The 19861-nt window shown below is 71.0% G+C and carries 19 protein-coding genes and 3 tRNA genes; 6 read left to right on the top strand and 16 right to left on the bottom strand.

The genetic code is table 11. The annotated features are described in order from the left end of the window. Positions 1-340 precede the first annotated feature (340 nt). The gene (locus tag EV190_RS09830; protein WP_133741174.1) at positions 341-2044 is read right to left on the bottom strand and encodes a protein kinase domain-containing protein; all 1704 of its coding nucleotides are present in this window, start codon (positions 2042-2044) and stop codon (positions 341-343) included. Between the two features lie 237 nt (positions 2045-2281). Here EV190_RS09830 and EV190_RS09825 point away from each other — a divergent pair, with 237 nt between their 5' ends. Both EV190_RS09825 and EV190_RS09820 read left to right on the top strand, forming a co-directional pair. Next, positions 2282-2620, top strand: a complete 339-nt coding sequence (locus EV190_RS09825) for a TFIIB-type zinc ribbon-containing protein (protein WP_133741173.1) — start codon at positions 2282-2284, stop codon at positions 2618-2620. 15 nt (positions 2621-2635) lie between these two features. Continuing rightward, positions 2636-3280, top strand: a complete 645-nt coding sequence (locus EV190_RS09820) for an AAA family ATPase (protein ID WP_133741172.1) — start codon at positions 2636-2638, stop codon at positions 3278-3280. A 57-nt stretch (positions 3281-3337) separates the two neighbouring features. On the opposite strand, the gene EV190_RS09815 is transcribed toward EV190_RS09820, so the two are convergent. From EV190_RS09815 to EV190_RS09805, 4 genes are all read right to left on the bottom strand, one after another. Next, on the bottom strand, positions 3338-5590 hold the full coding sequence (locus EV190_RS09815) for a heavy metal translocating P-type ATPase (RefSeq protein WP_133741171.1): 2253 nt from the start codon (positions 5588-5590) through the stop codon (positions 3338-3340). Beyond that, positions 5587-5757: a hypothetical protein gene (locus EV190_RS23370; protein ID WP_166655429.1), complete on the bottom strand. Its 171-nt coding sequence runs from the start codon at positions 5755-5757 to the stop codon at positions 5587-5589. Before EV190_RS23370 ends, EV190_RS09815 begins: the two co-directional genes overlap by 4 nt. A 119-nt stretch (positions 5758-5876) precedes the next feature. Continuing rightward, positions 5877-6653: an ion transporter gene (locus EV190_RS09810; protein WP_133741170.1), complete on the bottom strand. Its 777-nt coding sequence runs from the start codon at positions 6651-6653 to the stop codon at positions 5877-5879. Positions 6654-6848: 195 nt separating this feature from the next. Beyond that, positions 6849-7574 (bottom strand): rRNA methyltransferase, encoded by a 726-nt coding sequence (locus EV190_RS09805; RefSeq protein ID WP_133741169.1) that lies wholly within the window; start codon positions 7572-7574, stop codon positions 6849-6851. A 151-nt stretch (positions 7575-7725) separates the two neighbouring features. On the opposite strand from EV190_RS09805, the gene EV190_RS23365 reads away from it, so the two are divergent. Both EV190_RS23365 and EV190_RS09800 read left to right on the top strand, forming a co-directional pair. Further along, the gene (locus EV190_RS23365) at positions 7726-7902 is read left to right on the top strand and encodes a hypothetical protein (protein WP_166655428.1); all 177 of its coding nucleotides are present in this window, start codon (positions 7726-7728) and stop codon (positions 7900-7902) included. 114 nt (positions 7903-8016) lie between these two features. Then, positions 8017-8493 carry a hypothetical protein gene (locus EV190_RS09800; protein ID WP_133741168.1) on the top strand — a complete coding sequence of 159 codons (477 nt, stop codon included), beginning with the start codon at positions 8017-8019 and terminating at the stop codon, positions 8491-8493. Between the two features lie 40 nt (positions 8494-8533). On the opposite strand, the gene corA is transcribed toward EV190_RS09800, so the two are convergent. The 6 genes from corA to EV190_RS09770 all read right to left on the bottom strand — a co-directional run bounded on the left by corA (position 8534) and on the right by EV190_RS09770 (position 12484). Continuing rightward, complete coding sequence (gene corA, locus EV190_RS09795; RefSeq protein WP_243742471.1) at positions 8534-9508, bottom strand: magnesium/cobalt transporter CorA; 975 nt, start codon at positions 9506-9508, stop codon at positions 8534-8536. 148 nt (positions 9509-9656) lie between these two features. Next, on the bottom strand, positions 9657-9959 hold the full coding sequence (locus EV190_RS09790) for a hypothetical protein (protein ID WP_166655427.1): 303 nt from the start codon (positions 9957-9959) through the stop codon (positions 9657-9659). A 476-nt stretch (positions 9960-10435) separates the two neighbouring features. Beyond that, positions 10436-10509: transfer RNA gene (locus tag EV190_RS09785), tRNA-Phe, on the bottom strand. Between the two features lie 26 nt (positions 10510-10535). Then, positions 10536-10610: transfer RNA gene (locus EV190_RS09780), tRNA-Asp, on the bottom strand. Between the two features lie 115 nt (positions 10611-10725). Then, positions 10726-10798 (bottom strand) — tRNA-Glu (locus EV190_RS09775). Between the two features lie 105 nt (positions 10799-10903). Continuing rightward, entirely contained in the window at positions 10904-12484 is a 1581-nt protein-coding gene (locus tag EV190_RS09770) for a metallophosphoesterase family protein (protein ID WP_133741165.1), read from the bottom strand. Positions 12485-12569: 85 nt separating this feature from the next. Here EV190_RS09770 and EV190_RS09765 point away from each other — a divergent pair, with 85 nt between their 5' ends. Together EV190_RS09765 and EV190_RS09760 are read left to right on the top strand one after the other, a co-directional pair. Then, a complete protein-coding gene (locus EV190_RS09765; RefSeq protein ID WP_133741164.1) occupies positions 12570-12914 on the top strand; it encodes a metallopeptidase family protein in 345 nt (114 codons plus the stop codon). Between the two features lie 187 nt (positions 12915-13101). After that, positions 13102-14469, top strand: coding sequence for an MFS transporter (locus EV190_RS09760; RefSeq protein WP_133741163.1), 1368 nt, complete (start codon positions 13102-13104; stop codon positions 14467-14469). A gap of 33 nt (positions 14470-14502) precedes the next feature. On the opposite strand, the gene EV190_RS23360 is transcribed toward EV190_RS09760, so the two are convergent. The 5 genes from EV190_RS23360 to acs form a co-directional block, all read right to left on the bottom strand. Beyond that, a complete protein-coding gene (locus EV190_RS23360) occupies positions 14503-14661 on the bottom strand; it encodes a hypothetical protein (protein ID WP_166655426.1) in 159 nt (52 codons plus the stop codon). Beyond that, positions 14658-14918, bottom strand: coding sequence for a PspC domain-containing protein (locus tag EV190_RS09755; RefSeq protein WP_133741162.1), 261 nt, complete (start codon positions 14916-14918; stop codon positions 14658-14660). Before EV190_RS09755 ends, EV190_RS23360 begins: the two co-directional genes overlap by 4 nt. Positions 14919-15161: 243 nt before the next feature. Next, a complete protein-coding gene (locus tag EV190_RS09750) occupies positions 15162-16628 on the bottom strand; it encodes an alanine/glycine:cation symporter family protein (protein ID WP_133741161.1) in 1467 nt (488 codons plus the stop codon). Positions 16629-16843: 215 nt separating this feature from the next. Further along, positions 16844-17572, bottom strand: coding sequence for a FadR/GntR family transcriptional regulator (locus tag EV190_RS09745; RefSeq protein WP_208113128.1), 729 nt, complete (start codon positions 17570-17572; stop codon positions 16844-16846). Positions 17573-17771: 199 nt separating this feature from the next. Continuing rightward, positions 17772-19745, bottom strand: a complete 1974-nt coding sequence (acs, locus tag EV190_RS09740) for an acetate--CoA ligase (protein ID WP_133741159.1) — start codon at positions 19743-19745, stop codon at positions 17772-17774. Between the last annotated feature and the right edge of the window lie 116 nt (positions 19746-19861).

The following is a 19861-nucleotide window of genomic DNA, read 5'->3' as shown; positions in this document are numbered from 1 at the left end:
GCCCCGAAACGGGCAGAAAGCCCACGACCGTCAACGAAATCCTCGTAAAGCGGACCCACGGGACCCATTGACATATATGAAGCAAGTCACAAATAATGGGAACCGACCACTTGGGAGCGCTCCCAAAAAGTCGACGACAGATCCCCTCGTTGTGCGGTGGCCGTCCTCCCACTCCTCCCACCCGGGCGGCCACCGTTCACACCACGGAGGGAGCCCGCCGGACCCGGTCCGGCGGCCGAACACTTACCCGGAACGGCTCGCCCTGAGGCTGAGCCCCCCATAGAAGGGCCGGGACGCGTGCGGGCGTCCCGGCCCTTCGCCCTGCTCCCCGCCCGGCTTGTCAGGCCGCCGGTTCGAAGCTCTCGGACATCCTGTCGAGGATCTCGGCCCCGGTGTCCTCCCAGTCGTCCTCCGGGTACACCAGGAACAGCGCGTAGCCCTTCTCCTCGGTGTGGAAGCCCCGGTTCACCGCGTGCATCTCGCGGTCGCCGCTGGTGAAGGTGAACTCCCAGTCGGCGGCGGTGGCGTAGCGGTCCATGGAGGCGTCGTCGACGTCCTCGATCCCGATCAGGTCGTAGTTCGGGAAGCGCCCCCCGGCGCCCTGCTCCTGGACCTCCCAGTCCGCCTTGGCGTCGGGCCCCGGGGAGTCGGTCTGGTCGACCTGGAGGTAGCCGCCGTCGGGGTTGCGGAAGAAGACGCTGCTGCCCTCGCGGTCGACGTCCCAGTCCTCGGGGACGTCGAGGGAGAAGCCGGTGGAGTCCTCGTGCCGGTCCAGCGGCGGACCGCTGTAGTCGTCCTCCTCCTCGTCGTCGTCCGCCTCCTCTCCCTCAGGGCTGGGCTCGGGCGGAGCGGACGACTCGGGGGCCGACTCCACCGCGGACCGCGACTCCTCGGGCACGGCCCCGGTGGACGGTTCCGCCCCACCGGGGTCCGACCCGCCGGGGTCGGCGCCGCCGGCAGGGGGGACCAGGAGCACCACGGCCGCGATCACCGCCGCCACCACCAGCACCGCCAGCCCGGTCAGGGCGAGGAGGCCGAGCCCGCCACCGCCGCGCCCCTTCCCCGGCGGCAGGACGGGCAGCGAGTCGGTGTTCTCCGAGACCTCGGGCTCCGCCGCCACGGACCCCACCGGGATGGTCATGGTCCGCTCCGCCCGGACCGGCGGTTCGGGGGCGGCCAGCGCCCCGCGCGGCGCCTCCATGACGATCTGCTGGAGCGTCTCGGCGGCCTCGTGGACGGTGGGCCGCCCCTCCGGGTCCTTGTCGAGCAGCTCCTCCAGGAGCGGCCGCAGCGGGCCCGCCTTGAGGGGCGGGGGCACGTCGTCGACCACGACCGCGGTGAGCGTCGCCATCGGGGTGGAGCGCTGGAACGGCGGGGAGCCGTGCACCGCCGCGTACAGGGTGGTGCCGAGCGACCACATGTCGGTGGCCGGCCCGGCGGCCTCGCCCCGCGCCTGCTCGGGCGCGAGGTAGCTGGGCGATCCCAGGAGGTTCCCGGTGCGGGTGAGGCGGCTGCTGCCCTCCAGACGGGCGATGCCGAAGTCCGTGAGGACCGCGCGGTCGCCCTTGGCCACGAGCACGTTGCCGGGCTTGATGTCGCGGTGCACGATCCCGCGCTGGTGCGCGACCGCCAGGCCCGCCGCCACCTGGAGGCCGATGTTCGCGGCGCGCTCGGGGCTGATGGACCCCTGCTCCTTGATGATCTCGCTGAGGGACTGCCCCCGGACGAGCTCCATGACGATCCACGGGAAGCCGTCCTTCTCCACCACGTCGAACACGGTGATGATCGACGGGTGGCTGAGCTGGGCGGCGCTGCGGGCCTCGCGCAGCATCCGCGCCCGCATCACCTCGATCTCCCTGGGGGGCAGGTGCTCGTTGATGGTGAGCTCCTTGATGGCCACCGGCCGGTCCAGGAGTTCGTCGACGCCCTCCCAGACGCGCCCCATCCCGCCCTCGCCGATGAGTCGGGACAACCGGTACCGACCGGAGAGGAGGAGATCCGGAGGCTCGGGGGAATCGGAGGGCTCGGGGGGTTCAGTGCTCATGGGCGGCTTCCTCGGTCCGGAGACGAGCGCGGCCACACCGGCACAGCGCCAACTTCGGATTTTAGAAGGCCGCAGGACATCGCGAACGCCCCAGCCGGGGTGTCTTCGCCCCTTTCCGGCCCCGTCCACCCTCGCGACCTGCCGATCCTCGGTGAACGGCGCCCGGGAAAGCACCTCGTGATCAACCCGCCCGCCTACTTAGCCCCCCTTGACCGCTCCCTTGCGTAACATGGGCTCGTGACTTGTCCCAAATGCCAAGGCCGAATGCACACCTACGACCGCATGGGCGTCCACATCGACCAGTGCGAGCGCTGCCGCGGGGTCTTCCTCGACGCCGGTGAGATGGAGCAGATCGCCGCCGCCGAGCAGCGCCACTACACCGCACCGCCCCCGCCGCCCCCGGCCGCGGCCGCGCCCTACGGCGCGCCCGCTCCGGGCTACCACCACCGGCCCGACTCGCCCAAGCCCTACCGGGGCCGTCCCGACTCCCCCGGCCCGTACGGCTACTCCGACTCACCCCGCCCGTACGGCCACCAGAAGCGTCGCAAGAGTTTCCTGGAAGACCTCTTCGACTGATTCGACCGGCTTCCAGTGAACCTGTTGATCTGCGCGCGCTGCGGCGCGCGCACCGATGTCCCTGTGGTCGATCCCGACGGCCCCGTGGTCTGCTGTGCCGACTGCGGCCACCGGCAGCCGTTCCTGCGGTTGCCGGTGTACTGCGTGACCGGCCCCAGCGGCACCGGGAAGTCGACGGTCGCCCGACTTCTGGCGCCCTGGCTGGCGGACCGGTACGTGCTGCTCGAACAGGACGTGCTGTGGCTGGCCGGGCTCCGCGACCCCGCGGACGACCACCGGCTGTTCCGTTCGGCCTGGCTGCGGATGATCGCGATGATCCACCAGAGCGGCCGTCCCGCGGTGCTGTGCGGCACGGTCGCGCCGCCCGAGTTCGAGCCGCTGCCCGAGCGCGCGCTGTTCTCCGAGATCCGCTACCTGTCCCTGGTCTGCGATCCGGACGTGCTGGCCGAGCGGTTGCGGAACCGCCCGGCCTGGCGCCAGTGGGACGAGCCGCGTATCGCGGAGATGCTGGAGTACGCGGCCTGGATCGACGAGAACGCCGAGCGGCTGTCCCCGCCGCTGTCCCTGCTGGACACCACCACCGCCCCGGTCGAGTCGACCGCGGCGGCGGTGTACACGTGGATCACCGGTGAGGACCGCCCGCCGGCCCGCCCGGTCTGATCCGCGTCCGGGCACCGGGTCTCCACCGGTGCCCGGACGCCCGCGCCCTCCGGGGCCTCAGGAGGCGTCGTCCATCGGCTTGAATCCGCGCAGCCGAAGGCTGTTGCTGACGACGAAGACGCTGGAGAACGCCATGGCCGCACCCGCGATCATGGGGTTGAGCAGACCCGCCGCGGCCAGCGGCAGGGCGGCCACGTTGTAGGCGAAGGCCCAGAACAGGTTGCCCCTGATGATGCCCAGGGTGCGGCGGGACAGCCGGATGGCGTCGGCGGCGGCGCGCAGGTCGCCGCGGACCAGGGTGAGGTCGCCCGCCTCGATCGCGGCGTCGGTGCCGGTCCCCATCGCCAGGCCGAGGTCGGCCTGCGCCAGGGCCGCGGCGTCGTTCACGCCGTCGCCGACCATCGCGACGGTCCGCCCCTCGTCCTGGAGCCGCTTGACCACGTCCACCTTGTCCGCGGGCAGCACCTCCGCGATGACCTGCTCGATGCCGACCCGCGCGGCCACCGAGCGCGCCACCGCCTCGTTGTCGCCGGTGAGCAGGATCGGGGTGAGTCCCAGGGAGCGGAGCTGCCCGACGGCCCGGGCACTGGTCGGCTTGACCGCGTCGGCGACGGTCAGGACCGCGCGGGCGCGCCCGTCCCAGCCGACCGCGACCGCGGTGGCGCCCCCGGCCTCGGCGTCGGCCTTGGCCCTCTCCAGCTCCTCGGGCAGGGTGACGGACCACTCGGCCAGCAGCGCGGCCCGCCCCACGACGACGGCGTGGCCGTCCACCACCCCGTGCACCCCCAGGCCCTCGGTGCTCGCGAAGTCCGACACCGGTTCGAGTCGGCCGGTCCGCTCGGCCGCGCCGCGCGCGACCGCCTGGGCGACGGGGTGCTCGGAGGCGTTCTCCACCGCCCCCGCCAGGCGCAGCACCTCGGCCTCGTCCTCGCCGTCGGCGGTGCGCACACCGGTCAGCGTCATGCGGCCGGTGGTGACGGTGCCGGTCTTGTCGAGCACGACCGTGTCGACGCGGCGGGTGCTCTCCAGGACCTCGGGGCCCTTGACGAGGATGCCGAGCTGGGCGCCGCGACCCGTCCCCACCAGCAGCGCGGTGGGGGTGGCCAGGCCCAGGGCGCACGGGCAGGCGATGATGAGCACCGCGACGGCGGCGGTGAACGCGGCCGCCACCGGGCCGCCCGTGCCCAGCCAGAAGCCGAGCGTGGCCACGGCCAGGACGATCACGACCGGGACGAACACGCCCGAGACGCGGTCGGCGAGGCGCTGGATCTCGGCCTTGCCGCTCTGCGCCTCCTCCACCAGGCGGGCCATCTGGGCGAGCCGGGTGTCGGAGCCCACGCGGGTGGCGCGCACGACGATCCGGCCGCCCGCGTTGACGGTGGCGCCCGCGACGGTGTCTCCGGGACCGACCTCGACCGGCACGGACTCACCGGTGAGCATGCTCATGTCGACGGCGGACGTGCCCTCGGTGACGGCGCCGTCGGTGGCGATCTTCTCCCCGGGGCGGACCACGAAGCGGTCCCCGACGGCGAGGGCGTCCACGCTGACGCGCTCCTCGCGGCCGTCGCGCAGGCGGGACACCTCCTTGGCGCCGAGTTCCATGAGGGCGCGCAGCGCCGCCCCGGCCCTGCGCTTGGAGCGGGCCTCGAAGTAGCGCCCGGCCAGGATGAAGGTGGTGACCCCGGCGGCGACCTCCAGGTAGATGTTGGCGGAGCCGTCCACGCGCGCGATGGTGAACTCGAACGGGTGCGTCATCCCGGGGACGCCCGCGCTCCCCAGGAACAGCGCGTACAGCGACCACGCGAAGGCGGCCAGGGTGCCCATGGACACGAGGGTGTCCATGGTGGCCTCGCCGAGCCTGAGGTTCTTCCACGCGGCGGCGTGGAACGGCAGCGCGCCCCACACCAGGACCGGGGCGGCCAGGGTCAGCGACGCCCACTGCCAGTAGGTGAACTGCAGCGCCGGGACCATCGCCATGGCGACGACGGGTGCGGAGAGCAGCGCGCTGACGACGAGCCGGGTGCGCAGGGCCCCGACGGGGTCCGCCTCGGCGGCGCCGCTCCCGGCGTCCTCGGACCGGGGCGGCCGGGGCAGCGCGGCGGTGTACCCGGCCTTCTCGACCTGGGCGATCAGGTCGTCGGTGGTGACGTCACCGCCGTACTCGACCCGCGCCTTCTCGGTGGCGTAGTTGACGCTCGCGGTCACGCCGTCGAGCTTGTTGAGCTTGCGTTCGACCCGGTTGGCACACGACGCGCAGGTCATGCCGCCGATGGCCAGTTCGACCCGGTCCGTCGCCGTTCCGCCGCTCATCGCGCCTCCTCGTGCGAACCCGAGTCCTCGTGCCGGACCTGCTCCTGCTCGTGCGCGGCCGGGGGTTCGGGCACGACCGGCCCGACCAGCGCCCCCACCCAGAACGCGCCCCCGAACCCGGCCACGAGCACCAGCCCGTAGACCCCCAGCCTTCCCAGAACGCCCACAACCGCACCTTCCTCCCAGGGGCTCCCGCCCCGACCACGGCCTCGGTTCTCCCCCTCACGAACCACCATACCCCCAAGGGGTATTCCGAGGGTCGGGGAGTGGGCGTTCCCGAAGCCCCTCAGGCGCGTTCGCGCATCGCGGCGACCTCGGCGCGCAGGGCGCGCAGCTCGGCGAGGAGTTCGGCGTGCTGGGAGTCGGCCTCCTCCTTGTCCTCGTCGGCCTCGTGCTCCAGCGCCTCCACGGCCACCGCGATGAAGAGGTTCAGGGCGATGAAGGTGGAGGCGAGGATGTAGCAGACGAAGAAGAACCAGGCCCAGGGGTGGTGCTCGGTCACGGTCTTGGCCATGTCGCCCCAGCCGTCCCCCGTCATGATCTGGAACAGGGTGATCAGCGAGCTGGACAGGTCGCCGAAGTACTCGGGGGAGATGTCCTGGAACAGCGTGGTGGCCATCACCGCGGCCACGTACAGCAGCAGCCCCACCAGAAGCGCGATGGAGGCCATCCCCGGCAGCGCCTTGAGCAGGCCCGCGACGACGTGCCGGAGGGTGGGGATCACCGACAGCAGCCGGAGCACGCGCAGCACCCGGAGGACCCGCAGCACCGCGAACGGGCCCGACGTGGGCAGCAGCGCGATGCCGACGATGACCACGTCGAACCAGTTCCACGGATCCCGGAAGAAGTCCCCCCGGTAGGCGAAGACGCGCAGCGCGAGTTCGAGGACGAACACCGAGAGGACCGTGACGTCCACGAGGTGCAGCATGACGCCGTGCTCGGCCATCACCCCGGGCGAGGTCTCCGCACCCAGCACCAGCCCGTTGACCAGGATCAGGGTGATGATGGTCGATTGGAACCAGCGCGCGTCCACGAAGACCCGGACGCGTTCCCGCGCGATCAAAGACGCTCCGCTCCACGGTTGCCTGTGTTTTCGACGGGGGGAAAGCCTACTGGCCCCTTTCACACCGTGAATCACATTTATCCCGAAAACAACGTTTTCGGCTTGCCCGGAACACGCCCGAAGGACGGCCGGCCGGACGAACATCGTCGGCCGCCGGCCGTTCGGGGCCCTGCGGAGCGCGGGCGCGGCTCCGGGTCAGCGCAGGTCGGACGCCCGCACCAGGACGGCCGCGCGGTTTCCCACCCGGGCCCGCTCCAGGGCGGGCACGCCCCCGGGGAGGGGGACCCGGCGGGTCCGCGCGGTCACGGCGAGCACCGCGTGGTCGGGCAGGACCGCCGCGAGCGCGCGCAGCAGGGCGGGAACCGGCTCGGCGTCGGGGCGGGCGCCCGACCAGTGCGTGAGGTCGCCGTAGGGGACGTCGGTCAGGACCAGGTCGACGGGGACGGGGGGACCGGAAGGAGCGAACGCGTCGGCCCGCTCCACCGTGTGCGCCAGGTCCCCGCCGCGCTCGGCGAGCCCGCGCGCGAGGCGGTCCGCGCTCTCGGCCACGGCCAGGTAGGACGGCTTGCCGAACCCGGCGGCCCGCCCGCGCGCCTCGGCCGCCCGTTCCGCCAGCCCCTCGGCGGTCAGCAGCCGGAGGTTGCGCCCGGCCAGCCGCACCGCCTCCGCGTCGACGTCCGATGCCAGCACGCGTGCCAGCCGGTCCCGGTGCAGCAGCCCGACGACGGTGGCGAGGTAGCCGCTGCCGCAGCACGGGTCCCACAGGACGAGCGGACGCGACGGCAGCCGCGCCATCGCCCGCTGCGCCAGCTCCGAACCGAGCCGCACCGGGAACCCCGGGTACCCGGGCGCGGACCGCAGCACCTGTCCGCTGGCCAGATCCGTGTGGTCCTCGCGGTCGGTCGCGTATCGGTATCCCATGCCCCCAGCCTGCCGTGTCCGGACCGCTGCGGGGACCGGCACGGCGGGCCCCCGTGCCGGCGGACCCGCGACGGGGAGCGGGAACCGGATAAGCGGCGCGTCCGTCGAACCATGACAAATCACCGCACACGGAGGTCCAATGAAAATAAACATGGCGAGCGCGTTCTCCATCGGCATCGGCACCGGACTGGCCACCGGCGTCGCGTTGGGTCTCGCCCTGGACAACCTGGCGCTGGGGCTCGCGCTCGGGGTCGCGCTCGGCTCCGGCAGCGGTGCGGCCATGACCGCCGCCGTGGCGAAGAGCAAGAACGACACCCCCGAGAGCTGAACTTCTCCCCCCTCCCCGCGTCGGGGCCGGTCCGCGGACGGGTATCCACTCCGACGACACTGTTCATGGTTGGATAACGACAAAGAGAAGGCAAAACCGGATAAAGGAGCAGCCATGGGCGATATCGGACCGGGCGACGGGCAGGCGCCGGAGTTCGACGTGGTGCCGCGCGGCTACGAGCGCACGCAGGTGGAGGCGGCCGTCGCCGAGGTCATGGGCGGCGGCACGCCCGCTGCCGTCCCGGCGTTCGACGTGGTGGCGCGCGGCTACGAGCGGCGGCAGGTCGACGACTGGTTCGCGGCCAACCTCGCCCCGGCCCCCGGCGGCGCCCCCCAGGAGGAGCCCCTGATCCCGGGACTCGGGCCGTGGTCGCCCGCGTTCGACGTGGTGCTGCGCGGCTACGAGCGGCGGCAGGTCGACACGCTGACCCGCCGCGTCCTCGGCACCATCGACGGCGACCCGTCCGCCGGGCCCCCGGTCACCCGGGAGCAGCTGCGAAAGGACGGCCTCTTCCGCGTCGCCCTGCGCGGCTACGAGCGCGCCCAGGTGGACGCCTGGCTGAGCGACCACGCGGACAGGCTCCCCGAGTAGCCCCGCCCGGGAAGCCCGTCCGGAGCGGGGCGCGACGGCCTCAGAGCCATCTGCTCCGCTTGAACAGCACGAACAGCAGCACGCAGGAGAACACGATGAACCCCAGCGCCATCGGGTAGCCCCACATCTCGTTCAGCTCGGGCATGTGGGTGAAGTTCATCCCGTAGATACCGGCGACCATGGTGGGCACCGCCATGATCGCGGCCCACGAGGTGATCTTGCGGGCGTCGTCGTTCTGCTGCATGCCGACCTGGGCCAGGTAGGCCGACAGGACCTGCGGGAGCAGCTCGTTGAGGGACTCGATCTTGGCGTTGACGTGGGTGGCGTGGTCGGCGACGTCGCGGAAGAACGGCACCGCCTCGGGCGTGAGCCGCACCACCCCTCCGGCCAGCAGCGTGTTGCAGACGGGAAGCAGCGGCTGGACGGCGTTGTGCATCTGCAGCACCTCGCGCTTCAGCGCGTAGATGTCGGCGGCCAGGGCTCCCCGGCCGACGACGAACACGCGCTCCTCCAGGCCGGTGACCGCCTCCTGCACCTTGTCGGCGATCTCCACGTACTCGTCCACGACCGCGTCCAGGATCCCGTACAGCACCACCGGCGAGCCGAAGGACAGCAGTCCCGGATCGCCTTCGAGGCGGCGCCGGACGGCGGTGAGCGGGTCGATGTCGCCGTGGCGGACCGTCACCACGTAGTTGCGGCCCACGAACACCAGGATCTCGCCGTCCTCGACGTCCTGGGTGGCCTCGTCATAGGTCAGGGCCTTGATGACGACGAGCACGACCTTGTCGTACCGCTCCAGTTTGGGACGCTGGTGGGAGTTGAGCGCGTCCTCCACCGCGAGGGGGTGCAGGTTCAACTCCTCCGAGGCGAGCTTGAACTCCTCCTCGGTGGGTTCGTGCAGGTCGATCCAGCAGAAGGCGTCCTCGTCCTTGAGCAGGATCGCGTCGAGCGCGTCACTGATGTCACCGTCGACCTGTTCTCGCCCACCCGCGCGGTAGATCGCGCATTCAGTCATCACGATCGTTCATTATGTCGGGCTTGATCAACTTCTCACGCCGGTTTCCGGGGCGGGGAGTCGATGATCTCGACGTCAGCGTTCCGACATGTCCGTTCCGGGGAACGCCGACGTCGAGATCATCGCGGGCACGGCCCTACTCGCCGAATCACGCCGTGGGGGAGACCGACCGGCCGTACTCCCCGTACCCCGAGTCGTCCGGCACGACGATGCAGTACTTGGTCCGGGTGACGATGCCGGTGCGCCCGTCGTCCCACTCCACCAGGTAGGAGACCTTGTCGTCCTCCCAGCGCTCGCCGATGATCACCCCGCCGCGCGTCTCGCCGCCCCAGGGGGAAGCGCATTCGATGCGGTTGCCGACGTCTGACGACGAGGACTCGAAACTGAATCCCAGACTGGAAAAAACTGCGACCGCGAGAACGGCGGTGGACACGAGTCGACGGACCATCATGTGCCGGTTCCTCTCCCTGCTCCGTACCGGCCGCGTCTTCGCGGCCCAGGCCACCACCTTCCCGAAACTCACGTTGAGTAATCATCGGCTACTTTGAGTATCTTCACTTCACTACCGAACGCGGGGTAGGGAGTTGCCGGAGCGGGGGTGGTTCGGCGTGCCGGTGCTTCGGGTGGGTCTTTCGGCCGCACGCCACGCGGATCGCGAGGTCACAACGGGCGGCGACGGCGGGCGCGAGTCAAGATCGCGCCCATGATGTCCGTTGCGTGGGGTTCCGTTAGCGGTCTTGGGCTTTCTGCCCGCTTCGGGGTCTGAAAGGGCGGAAAGCCCATGATCATTCCGAGCGAGGGCCGAACGGGCGCTGCGCACGCTCGGGAAGCTGGGGGGTGCCCTCGACTAACCGCGTTGTCGTCGGCGTTGTCGTCAAAAAAGCCCGGAACCGCAAGGGTTCCGGGCTTCCTGGCTGCTTATGGATGTGGCCAGGGGCGGGGTCGAACCGCCGACCTTCCGCTTTTCAGGCGGACGCTCGTACCGACTGAGCTACCTGGCCCCGGCCGCACTTTTCAGTGAGGCGAGCGGTCCTGACGGGATTTGAACCCGCGGCCTCCACCTTGACAGGGTGGCGAGCACTCCAAACTGCTCCACAGGACCTTGCTTATTCAATTTGTCCGCTTCGTTCGCGTTAACCCGATCCTATCAGGTGTTCCGCGTCCTTCGCTCTGTTCTCTATTCTGCCAGACCTTCAGCAGTACTTCGAACCGAGCAGTACCCCCAACGGGATTCGAACCCGTGTTACCGCCTTGAAAGGGCGGCGTCCTAGGCCACTAGACGATGGGGGCCTCGACGACGAACGAGTCGTCATTTCCCGTTTCGCCTGCCGTCGGGGACGGGTCAAGCATAGGGGAGATCCGGACCAAGTGCCAAAGTGGTTTGCGCAGCCTCCGCTACCGAGGCGATTCCGCAGGTGGGGAGGGCGTGGAGGGCGTCCCCGACGGCGTGGGAGTCCCCGACGGGGCGGGGGAGGCGGTGGCCGGGGTGATCCGGCGTGTCGGATCGGCCTCGATGTGGCGCTCGATCTGGGCCGAGCTCAGCCCCAGACCGCCCAGGGTCACGTCGTCCCACGCCTGGAGGCGCCTGGTCTCGGCGTCGAAGTACAGCACCGACGCCTCGTACGGGGTGGGCTCGTCCTCCCCGTGGTCGAGGCCGCGCAGCCCCGCCCCTCCCGTGGAGCCCTGCACGAAGAACCGGGTGCCCGTGGGCTCCAGCTCGGTCCAGCGCCGGTGGCCGTGCCCGGACAGCACCAGCGGCACCTCCCCGCTGAAAGCCTCCCCCTGCAGCGGGTCGTGCAGCACCGCCACGTCCACCGGCGGCTCGACGCCCTCGATACCGCGCGCCTGCTCCGCGCCGAGCGCGGCGACCTCTTCGTTCGTGGGGTTGTCCAGCGCCTTGTCGGGGGTGAACCGGGGGTCGCCCGCGCCGTAGAAGCGCAGCCCCGCCACCTCCGCGATCTCGTCGTCCAGCACCACCGCGTTCGGCTGGGCCTGGACCGCCCGCTGGGTGCCCATCGAGTCGTGGTTGCCGCGGACCCACACGTACGGCACGTCCAGGTCCGCGATCTCGTCCATGAACACGTCCTCGGCCGCGCTGCCCCGGTCGGAGATGTCCCCGGAGTCCACGACCACGTCCGCCTGGAACTGCTCCACGAGCGAGTCGACGACGTTCCACGCGGCGGGGTTGAGGTGCAGGTCGGAGACGTGCAGCACGCGGATCGTGGAGCCGTCGTCCTCGTAGACGGGCAGCGCCGCCGTGACCTCGTACAGCCGCGACACGTTGCCCACCAGGCTCGCCAGCTGCGTCTGGTACTCCGAGAAGTGGTTGATCACGTCCTCCGCGCTGCCCACCACCTGGGGCGCGCCCGCCAGCAGGCCGGTGTAGCGGGGCTCCGCGATCGCGCCGGGGTTGAAGGAGAGGTACGTCACCCCGCCGGCCGCCGCCAGGACCGCCAGGGAGACGGCCGCGCTGAGCAGGGCGCGCACCCAGCTCCGGAAGACCAGCAGCGCCACCAGCGCGGCGCCCGCGACCGAGAACAGCAGCGCCTGGACCGCCAGGTCGATGACCCCCTGACGCAGGTCGGCGACGATGCTCGCCCCGAGGCGGTTGATCGCCTCGGGGTTCTCGAACAGCTCCTCGGCCGCGGCCAGCCGGATCTCGGCGATCGTGGCCTCGAAGCGCAGCGGCGCGGCGTGCGTGTCGAAGGCGAGCTTGCCGAGGGGGGCGATGTTCAGGACCGTCTCGCCGCGCCACGAGGGGCTGACGCTGAGGTTGACGTCCGCCGGACCGATCGGCGTGAGCACCTGGCCGCCCAGGGACAGGCCGATCCAGCCGCCGACGAACGCGGCGACGACCACCGCGCCGGCGCGCCAGGCCCTGCCCCGGCGGACGCGCCCGGCCAGCCCCCGCAGCTCGCCCAGGCGCTCCCGACGGACGGCCCGGTGGAACCGGTACAGAACCGCCCTCAGGTCCACAGCGCCTCCTTCGCCCCTCCCACCCGTGGAACGCCGCACCCGCACCCCTTCGCTTTCACTACCCCTCTGCCGCACAATACGAGACGTGAGCGAAACCTCCCGTGCGCGGTTCGAAGAACTCGTCGCCGACGCCCTCGACACCATCCCACCCGAGCTGACCCGCTTCATGGACAACGTTGTGATCACCATCGCGGAGGACCCCCCGGTTCCGGGGCTGCTGGGGCTGTACGAGGGCATCCCGCTGACCGAGCGCGGGGACGGGTACAGCGGGGTGCTGCCCGACCAGGTGTTCATCTACTGGCGGGAGATCCTCGCGGTCTGCGAGACGGCCGAGGACGTCGTGGACGAGGTGCGGATCACCGTCGTGCACGAGATCGCGCACCACTTCGGGATCGACGACGAGCGGCTGCACGAACTCGGCTGGGCGTAGCCGGTCTTTTCGGGGCGACTGTTTCCACGCTCACCGCGCGGATCAGGGCCGTAAAGGAAAGCCGACCATGTCGAACGCAACGAATCAGACGTGTTTTCCCCTGAACCGCTTGCGCTCCCAACCCTTGACTAGAGACGCTATGTTATCAAATAGCGACTAAGAGTTAGTCAAGGCGGGGGGCGTCAGAGTGCGTGATCCACGTACGGGCAGCCGCGGCTTCGACATCCCGCGTCAGAGCGCGGGGAGCCACGAGTCGCTGGCCGTCACCGGAACCGCCGGCACCGGGGAAAGGCCGTCCCCGAAGGGCGACGCCTCCGGGCCGGACTGGCGGAACAGCTACCGGGACGTGGTCCGGGTCGGCGAGTTCCGGGTGATGTGGCTGGCCCACGCGCTCTCGATGACCGGCAACTACCTGCTGAACATCGCCGTCACCGTACTGGTCTTCCGGCAGACGGGCTCCGCCCTGGCCAGCGGCCTCACCCTCGCCCTGACCTTCCTGTCGCCCCTCATCGCCGGCCCGCTGCTGTCGGGTCTGGCCGACCTGTTCCCACGCCGCAGCGTCATGGTCGTCAGCGACGTGCTCCGCGCCGCGCTGGTCATGTGCATCGGCATCCCCGGGTTGCCGGTCTGGGGCATCTGGCTGCTGCTGTTCTGCTCGGTCCTGCCGATGCTGCCGTTCGGGGCGGCGCGCGCGGCGCTGATGTCCCAGATCGTTCAGGGCGAGCGCTTCGTCGCCGGGTCCACGCTCATCAACCTGACCACGCAGGTGGGCACTCTCGTGGGGCTGGCCGCGGGCGGGGCCGTGGTCGCGCTGGTCGACGCGCGCACCACCGTCGTCTACAACGGGCTGACCTTCCTTCTCTCCGCGGCCATCATCGCGCTGGGCGTGCGGTCCCGCCCCGCCCCGACCGTCGAGGGCTCCGAGCGCCCGGGCCTGTGGAAGGTCGTCCGGGGCGGCGCCCGGCTGGTCTTCGGGGACGCGCACCTGCGCACACTGGCCCTGCTCGCCTGGCTCGCCGGGTGCTACATCGTTCCCTACGGGCTGGCCAACCCGATGGCCGCCGAGATCGGCGGAGGCGCGGCGGTCGCCGGCCTCATCATGGCCTCCCCGTCGGTCGGGGCGGTGTTCGGCGGGCTCGTCCTCACCCGGCTGATCGGCCCCCCGACGCGGATGCGCCTCCTGGCCCCGATGGCGGTGGCGGCGTCGCTGCCGTTGACGGCCTGGGTGTTCGGTCCTCCGCTGTGGCTCATGGCGGTCCTGCTGGTGCTCTCGGGTATGGCGGCGTCCTACCAGTTCGTGGCCAACGCCGCCTTCGTCCTGTGCGCGCCCGCGGCGGGCCGGGGCCTGGCGTTCGGCCTGGTGGCGGCCGGCCTGCAGGTCGTCCAGGGCATCGGCATCGCGACGGCCAGCCTCCTGGTGGAGTTCACCGGCAGCCAGCCCGTCATCGTCGCCGCGGGCGCCCTCGGCTCCCTGGGCGCGCTGGGCCTGTCGATCCCCTGGTCCCGCCTCTCGCGCGGCACCGTCGAGCTGATGCACCGCTCCGAGTCCCAGTAGGACCTGGCCAGGCCGGACGGCAGCGGGAGCGCCCTAGCCGGAGCAGGCGCCGTCCGGAGTGTCCGAAGCGCCCGATCCTCCCTGCGGGGACGGCTCGGACCGGGCCTGGCCGTCGGTCTTCCCCGCCTGGTCGAGCAGTTCGCGGGGGAGCCTCAGCACCCGCCCCGACCTCGCGCGCAGGGTCCAGCTCACAGCTTGGACTCCTTGCCCTGGAAGGTGCGGATGAGGTGCTCGATGACGGAGGAGCGACCGCCCTCCTCGGGCATCACCAGCCAGGCGATGATGTAGAGCAGGACACCGCTGCCGCCCAGCAGGGTGAAAACGGCGAAGGCGAGGCGGACGATGTTGGCGTCGACCCCGACGAACTCGCCGATACCGCCGCACACGCCGGTGATGAGTCGGTTGCTGCTGCTGCGCCGGAAGCTTTTCCCACCGAAGTTCTCGTTCATGCTTTCAGAGTGCCCGCCTCGGGCCGGAAAACCCATCGGGAAGCCCCCTGGCCCGCCCCTGAGCCGACCCTGAGCGCGGGCCGTGGTCATCCGGGCCCCTCCCCCAGGAGGGCGGGGGCCTCCCCGCGGGTCTCCGGGGCGGGCGCCCCCGGGAGCCGGCGATACGGCCCGGCCCCTCGGAAGACGGCTGCCCCGCACGCGGGCCCCGGCCCGGACCGCGGCCGGGGCCCGCACGCGGAGTGGTTACCCGGCCGCGGGCGCGGACTCGGCGCGCGACTCCTCGTGCTGGGGCTCCCAGCACTGCACGCCCTCCACATCGGGCAGCCGGTCCCGGGTGAACACCGGGTTCAGGCCCTGGCGCCGCTGGTCGGTGTAGTCCTTGAGCAGCCTGACCGCCAGCGCGCCCATCGGGATGATGGCGACCAGGTTGACCACCACCATGACGCCCATCGTCACGTCGGCCAGGGTCCAGACGAGGCTGAGCGAGGCGACGGCACCCAGGAACAGCACCAGCAGGAAGGCCACCCGGTACCCGAGCGTCACGGCGGGCCGGGCGCTCAGGAAGGTCAGGTTGGACTCGCCGTAGTAGTAGTTGCCCAGCACCGAGGTGAAGGCCAGCAGGAAGATGATGAAGGTCAGCAGGTGCAGCGACCAGGAGCCCAGGTTCGCCTCCAAGGCGTTCTGGGTCAGGTCCGCGCCGACCTGCTCCCCGTAGACCGGGTCGGACACCAGGATGATGAACGCGGTGATGGAGCAGACGAGCAGGGTGTCGAAGTAGATGCCGAAGGTCTGCGTCAGTCCCTGCTTGACCGGGTGGCTCACCGCGGCCGTGGCACCCGCGTTCGGCGCCGAGCCCATTCCGGCCTCGTTGGAGAACAGCCCGCGGCGGACCCCCATCATGATGGCGGTGCCGAGCCCGGCCGCGCCGATCTGGCGGATGCCGAACGCGGAGGTGACGATGTCGGCGAGCACCGCGGGGACCTGCTCGATGTTCATGGCCACCACCGCGATGCCCATGAGGAGGTAGACCGCCGCCATGAACGGCACGATCGCCTGCGCCACGTTCGCGATGCTGCGCACGCCGCCGAAGATGACGGCTCCGGTCAGGACCATGAGCGCGACGCCGACGGCGGGGGCCAGCCACGCCCCGGGCTCGGCCCCGGTCACGGTGGAGACCGAGTTGGCCACAGCGGCGGCGATGCTGTTGGACTGGACCGAGGTGAAGACGAAGCCGAAGGTGAAGGTGATGACGACGGCGAAGATGACGCCCAGCCACCGGGCCTTCAGCCCGTGCTGCATGTAGTAGGCGGGACCGCCCCGGTATCCGGTCTTGTCCCGGACCTTGTACAGCTGGGCCAGCGTCGACTCGACGAACGCGGCCGAGCCGGCGACGATACTCATGATCCACATCCACATGACCGCGCCGGGGCCTCCCAGCGCGATCGCTATGGCCACGCCGGCGACGTTGCCGGTGCCCACCCGGGCCGCCGCCGAGATGGAGAACGCCTGGAAGGACGAGATGGCCTTCTTCCCGTCCGGGGCGGCCTCGGGCGTCTCGAACATGGTCCGCAGCATCTCCGGTACGAGCCTGAGCTGCACGGCTCCCGAGCGCACGGTGAAGTAGAGGCTGGCGATCACCAGCAGCGGAATGACGAGGAACGTCCAGAAGTTGTCGTTCACGACGCCGAGCGCGTCGGTCATGGCTTGCATCAGAGAGATCTTTTCCGTATTGAAGGGGTGTCGGGCAGCGTGCCCTGTGCGGGGTTCGGTCACGGCCCGGGATTCGGAGAGCGCCCGGTGCCGGAACGTGTCGGGTGCGGCTGGTGCGGTGTTTCAGGAGTCGTCAGGTGTTCGCGGGCGGCCCTCTTCTCCCCCCGGGCGGCCGCGCGCGCATGGGCGGTCGAACCTCCTACTGGTAGCGGGGGTCAGAGCGGGAAGGTCTTCGGACCCGCGGACGGTCGCTGGTCGGGGCCGGTGTCCGCGCCCTCCGAGGCGCGGGCCGGTTGGGGAGGGACGCGCAGCACGATGGCGTTCAGGCTGGTGTCGACCTTCTCGAGGTGGGCGCGCATGGCCTTCCTGGCTCGGTCCGGGTCCCTGCCGGCGATCGCGTCCACGATGCGCCGGTGCTCGGTGTCGGACTGCTCCCGGCGCCCGTGGATCTGGTTGACGAAGGTCGACTGGCGTGCCAGGGCGTCCCGGATCTCCTCGATGACCCTGCGGAAGACCGGGTTGCCCGACGCCTGCGCGACGGTGATGTGGAACAGCGTGTCCAGCGCGGCCCAGTCGGTGTCGTCGGCCTCCGAGGCCATCCGGTCCAGCAGGTCGCCCAGCGCGTCCAGGTCGTCCTCGGTGCGCCGGTCCGCCGCGTAGCCCGAGACCGGGATCTCCACGTGCAGCCGGACCTCCAGCAGGTCGCGGGCCGAGTACGAGCCGAACGTGGGGTTCTCGACCGCGCGGTCGGCCTGGACGAACGTCCCCTTGCCGGTGCGCGAGACGGTCATGCCGATGGCCTGGAGCGCCCTCAGCGCCTCCCTGATGACCGAGCGGCTGACCGTGTAGCGCCGTGCCAGAGCCGTCTCGGCAGGGAGTTTCGCGCCCACGGCGAACTCACCGTTCTCGATCGCCGCGCGCAGGTTCGCGAGAACGGCCTCCATCGCGCTGACGCGACCGGGGACACCAGGCTGCCCTGCTGTCCGGCTGTCTGACAGGTTCATGCCGAAAAGAATGTGGGCTCAATGTGACGAGTGTCAATGAAGTGGGCACTGTTGGTGGACGAAATATGCCTGTAACATCGATTAACACCACAAAAGGCGCACCATGCCGGGCATGGCGCGCCTTTTGTCGTGTCCTAGATCACTCTTCGGAGCCGCCCCCCTTGAGGCCCGACGAGATGAGGTCCATCACCGAGGAGTCGGCCAGCGTGGTGACGTCGCCGACCTCCCGGTTCTCGGCCACGTCGCGCAGCAGGCGGCGCATGATCTTGCCCGAGCGGGTCTTGGGCAGCTCGGGCACCACCATGATCTGGCGCGGCTTGGCGATCGGGCCGATCTCCTTGGCCACGTGGTCGCGCAGCGCGCCGATGGCCTCCTCGCCCCGCGCCTCGCCCTCGGCGACGCCGCCGCGCAGGATCACGAAGGCCACGATGCCCTGGCCGGTCGTGGGGTCGGAGGCGCCCACCACGGCGGCCTCGGCGACCGTGGGGTGCGAGACCAGGGCGGACTCGACCTCGGTGGTGGAGATGCGGTGCCCGGAGACGTTCATGACGTCGTCCACCCGGCCCAGCAGCCAGACGTCGCCGTCGTCGTCGTACTTGGCGCCGTCACCCGCGAAGTAGAAGCCCAGGTCCCCGAAGCGCGACCAGTAGGTGTCGCGGTAGCGCTCCTCGTCGCCCCAGATGCCGCGCAGCATCCCCGGCCACGGCTTGTCGAGCACGAGGTAGCCGCCGGAGCCGTGCGGGACCTCGGCGCCGGTCTGGTCCACGACCTTGGCGCCGATGCCCGGCAGCGCCCGCTGCGCGGAGCCGGGCTTGGCCGCGGTGACGCCCGGCAGCGGGGAGATCATGATCCCGCCGGTCTCGGTCTGCCACCAGGTGTCCACGACCGGCAGCCTGCCGGCGCCGATGTTCTCCCGGTACCAGAGCCACGCCTCGGGGTTGATCGGCTCGCCGACGCTGCCCAGCACGCGCAGCGAGGACAGGTCGTAGGACGCGGGGATCTGGTCTCCCCACTTCATGAAGGTGCGGATCAGGGTGGGCGCGGTGTAGTAGATCGACACCTTCTTGCTCTGCACGATCTCCCAGTGCCGCCCCTCGTCCGGGGTGTTGGGGGTGCCCTCGTACACGACCTGGGTGGCGCGGTTGGCCAGCGGCCCGTAGACGATGTAGCTGTGCCCGGTGACCCAGCCGATGTCGGCGGTGCACCAGTAGACGTCCTGGCCGGGCTTGTGGTCGAACACCACGTCGTGGGTGTAGGCGACCTGGGTGAGGTAGCCGCCGGAGGTGTGCAGGATGCCCTTGGGACGGCCGGTGGTCCCCGAGGTGTACAGGATGAACAGGGGGTGCTCGGAGTCGAACGCCTCGGGCGTGTGCTCGGCGGACTGGGCGTCCACCAGCTCGTGCCACCACAGGTCGCGGCCCTCGGTCCACGGCGTCTCGATCCCGGCGCGCCGGACCACGACGACGTGCTCGACCGTCTCGGCGCCCGCCAGCGCCTCGTCGACGTTCGCCTTCATCGGCGCGGCCTTGCCGCGCCGGTACTGGCCGTCGGAGGTGATGACGACCCTGGCCGCGGCGTCCTCGACGCGCGAGCGCAGCGCCGCCGGGGAGAACCCGCCGAAGACCACGCTGTGCACCAGGCCCAGCCGGGCGCAGGCCAGCATGGACACGATCGCCTCGGGGATCATCGGCAGTTGGACGGCCACCCGGTCGCCCGCGCTCAGGCCCAGCGAGGCGAGCGCGTTGGCCGCCCGGGAGACGTCGTCCTTCAGTTCCGCGTAGGTGATGTCGCGGGTGTCGCCGGGCTCGCCCACCCAGTGGATGGCGACCTGGTCACCGTGCCCGTCCTCGACGTGGCGGTCCACGCAGTTGTAGGCGACGTTGAGGCGGCCTCCCACGAACCACTTCGCGAACGGGGCATCGCTCCAGTCGAGCACCCGGCTCCACTTGGTCTCCCAGTGCAGCCGCTCGGCCTGGGCCGCCCAGAACCCGTCCCGGTCGGCCTCTGCCTCGTCGTACAGCGCGGCGGTCGCGTTGGCCTGCGCGGCGAACTCCTCGTCGGGGGGAAAGACCTGACTCTCGTGCTTCAGGTTCGCCAACACTTCATCGCCCATGTCAACTCCTGACCAGTGTGATGCCCGCTACCGTCCCCCACGGTAGGACGTGGGGAGAACAGCGGGAAACAGGGGGTGCGCCGAGTTGTCCCCTCCGCGCGACGGAAGGCGCCCAA

The sequence above is a fragment of the Actinorugispora endophytica genome (assembly GCF_004363075.1).
Lineage (GTDB): Bacteria > Actinomycetota > Actinomycetes > Streptosporangiales > Streptosporangiaceae > Actinorugispora > Actinorugispora endophytica.
This window is presented reverse-complemented; position numbering and strand designations above follow the sequence as displayed.

Bases quoted from the DNA above. Each gene is read 5' to 3' on its own strand.
- EV190_RS09755 (WP_133741162.1), bottom strand. From the start codon at position 14,918: ATGAACGAGAACTTCGGTGGGAAAAGCTTCCGGCGCAGCAGCAGCAAC.
- EV190_RS23365 (WP_166655428.1), top strand. From the start codon at position 7,726: ATGGCGAGCGCGTTCTCCATCGGCATCGGCACCGGACTGGCCACCGGC.
- EV190_RS09800 (WP_133741168.1), top strand. From the start codon at position 8,017: ATGGGCGATATCGGACCGGGCGACGGGCAGGCGCCGGAGTTCGACGTG.
- EV190_RS09830 (WP_133741174.1), bottom strand. From the start codon at position 2,044: ATGAGCACTGAACCCCCCGAGCCCTCCGATTCCCCCGAGCCTCCGGAT.
- EV190_RS09745 (WP_208113128.1), bottom strand. From the start codon at position 17,572: ATGGAGGCCGTTCTCGCGAACCTGCGCGCGGCGATCGAGAACGGTGAG.
- acs (WP_133741159.1), bottom strand. From the start codon at position 19,745: ATGGGCGATGAAGTGTTGGCGAACCTGAAGCACGAGAGTCAGGTCTTT.
- EV190_RS09805 (WP_133741169.1), bottom strand. From the start codon at position 7,574: ATGGGATACCGATACGCGACCGACCGCGAGGACCACACGGATCTGGCC.
- EV190_RS09815 (WP_133741171.1), bottom strand. From the start codon at position 5,590: ATGAGCGGCGGAACGGCGACGGACCGGGTCGAACTGGCCATCGGCGGC.
- EV190_RS09750 (WP_133741161.1), bottom strand. From the start codon at position 16,628: ATGCAAGCCATGACCGACGCGCTCGGCGTCGTGAACGACAACTTCTGG.
- corA (WP_243742471.1), bottom strand. From the start codon at position 9,508: ATGACTGAATGCGCGATCTACCGCGCGGGTGGGCGAGAACAGGTCGAC.
- EV190_RS09790 (WP_166655427.1), bottom strand. From the start codon at position 9,959: ATGATGGTCCGTCGACTCGTGTCCACCGCCGTTCTCGCGGTCGCAGTT.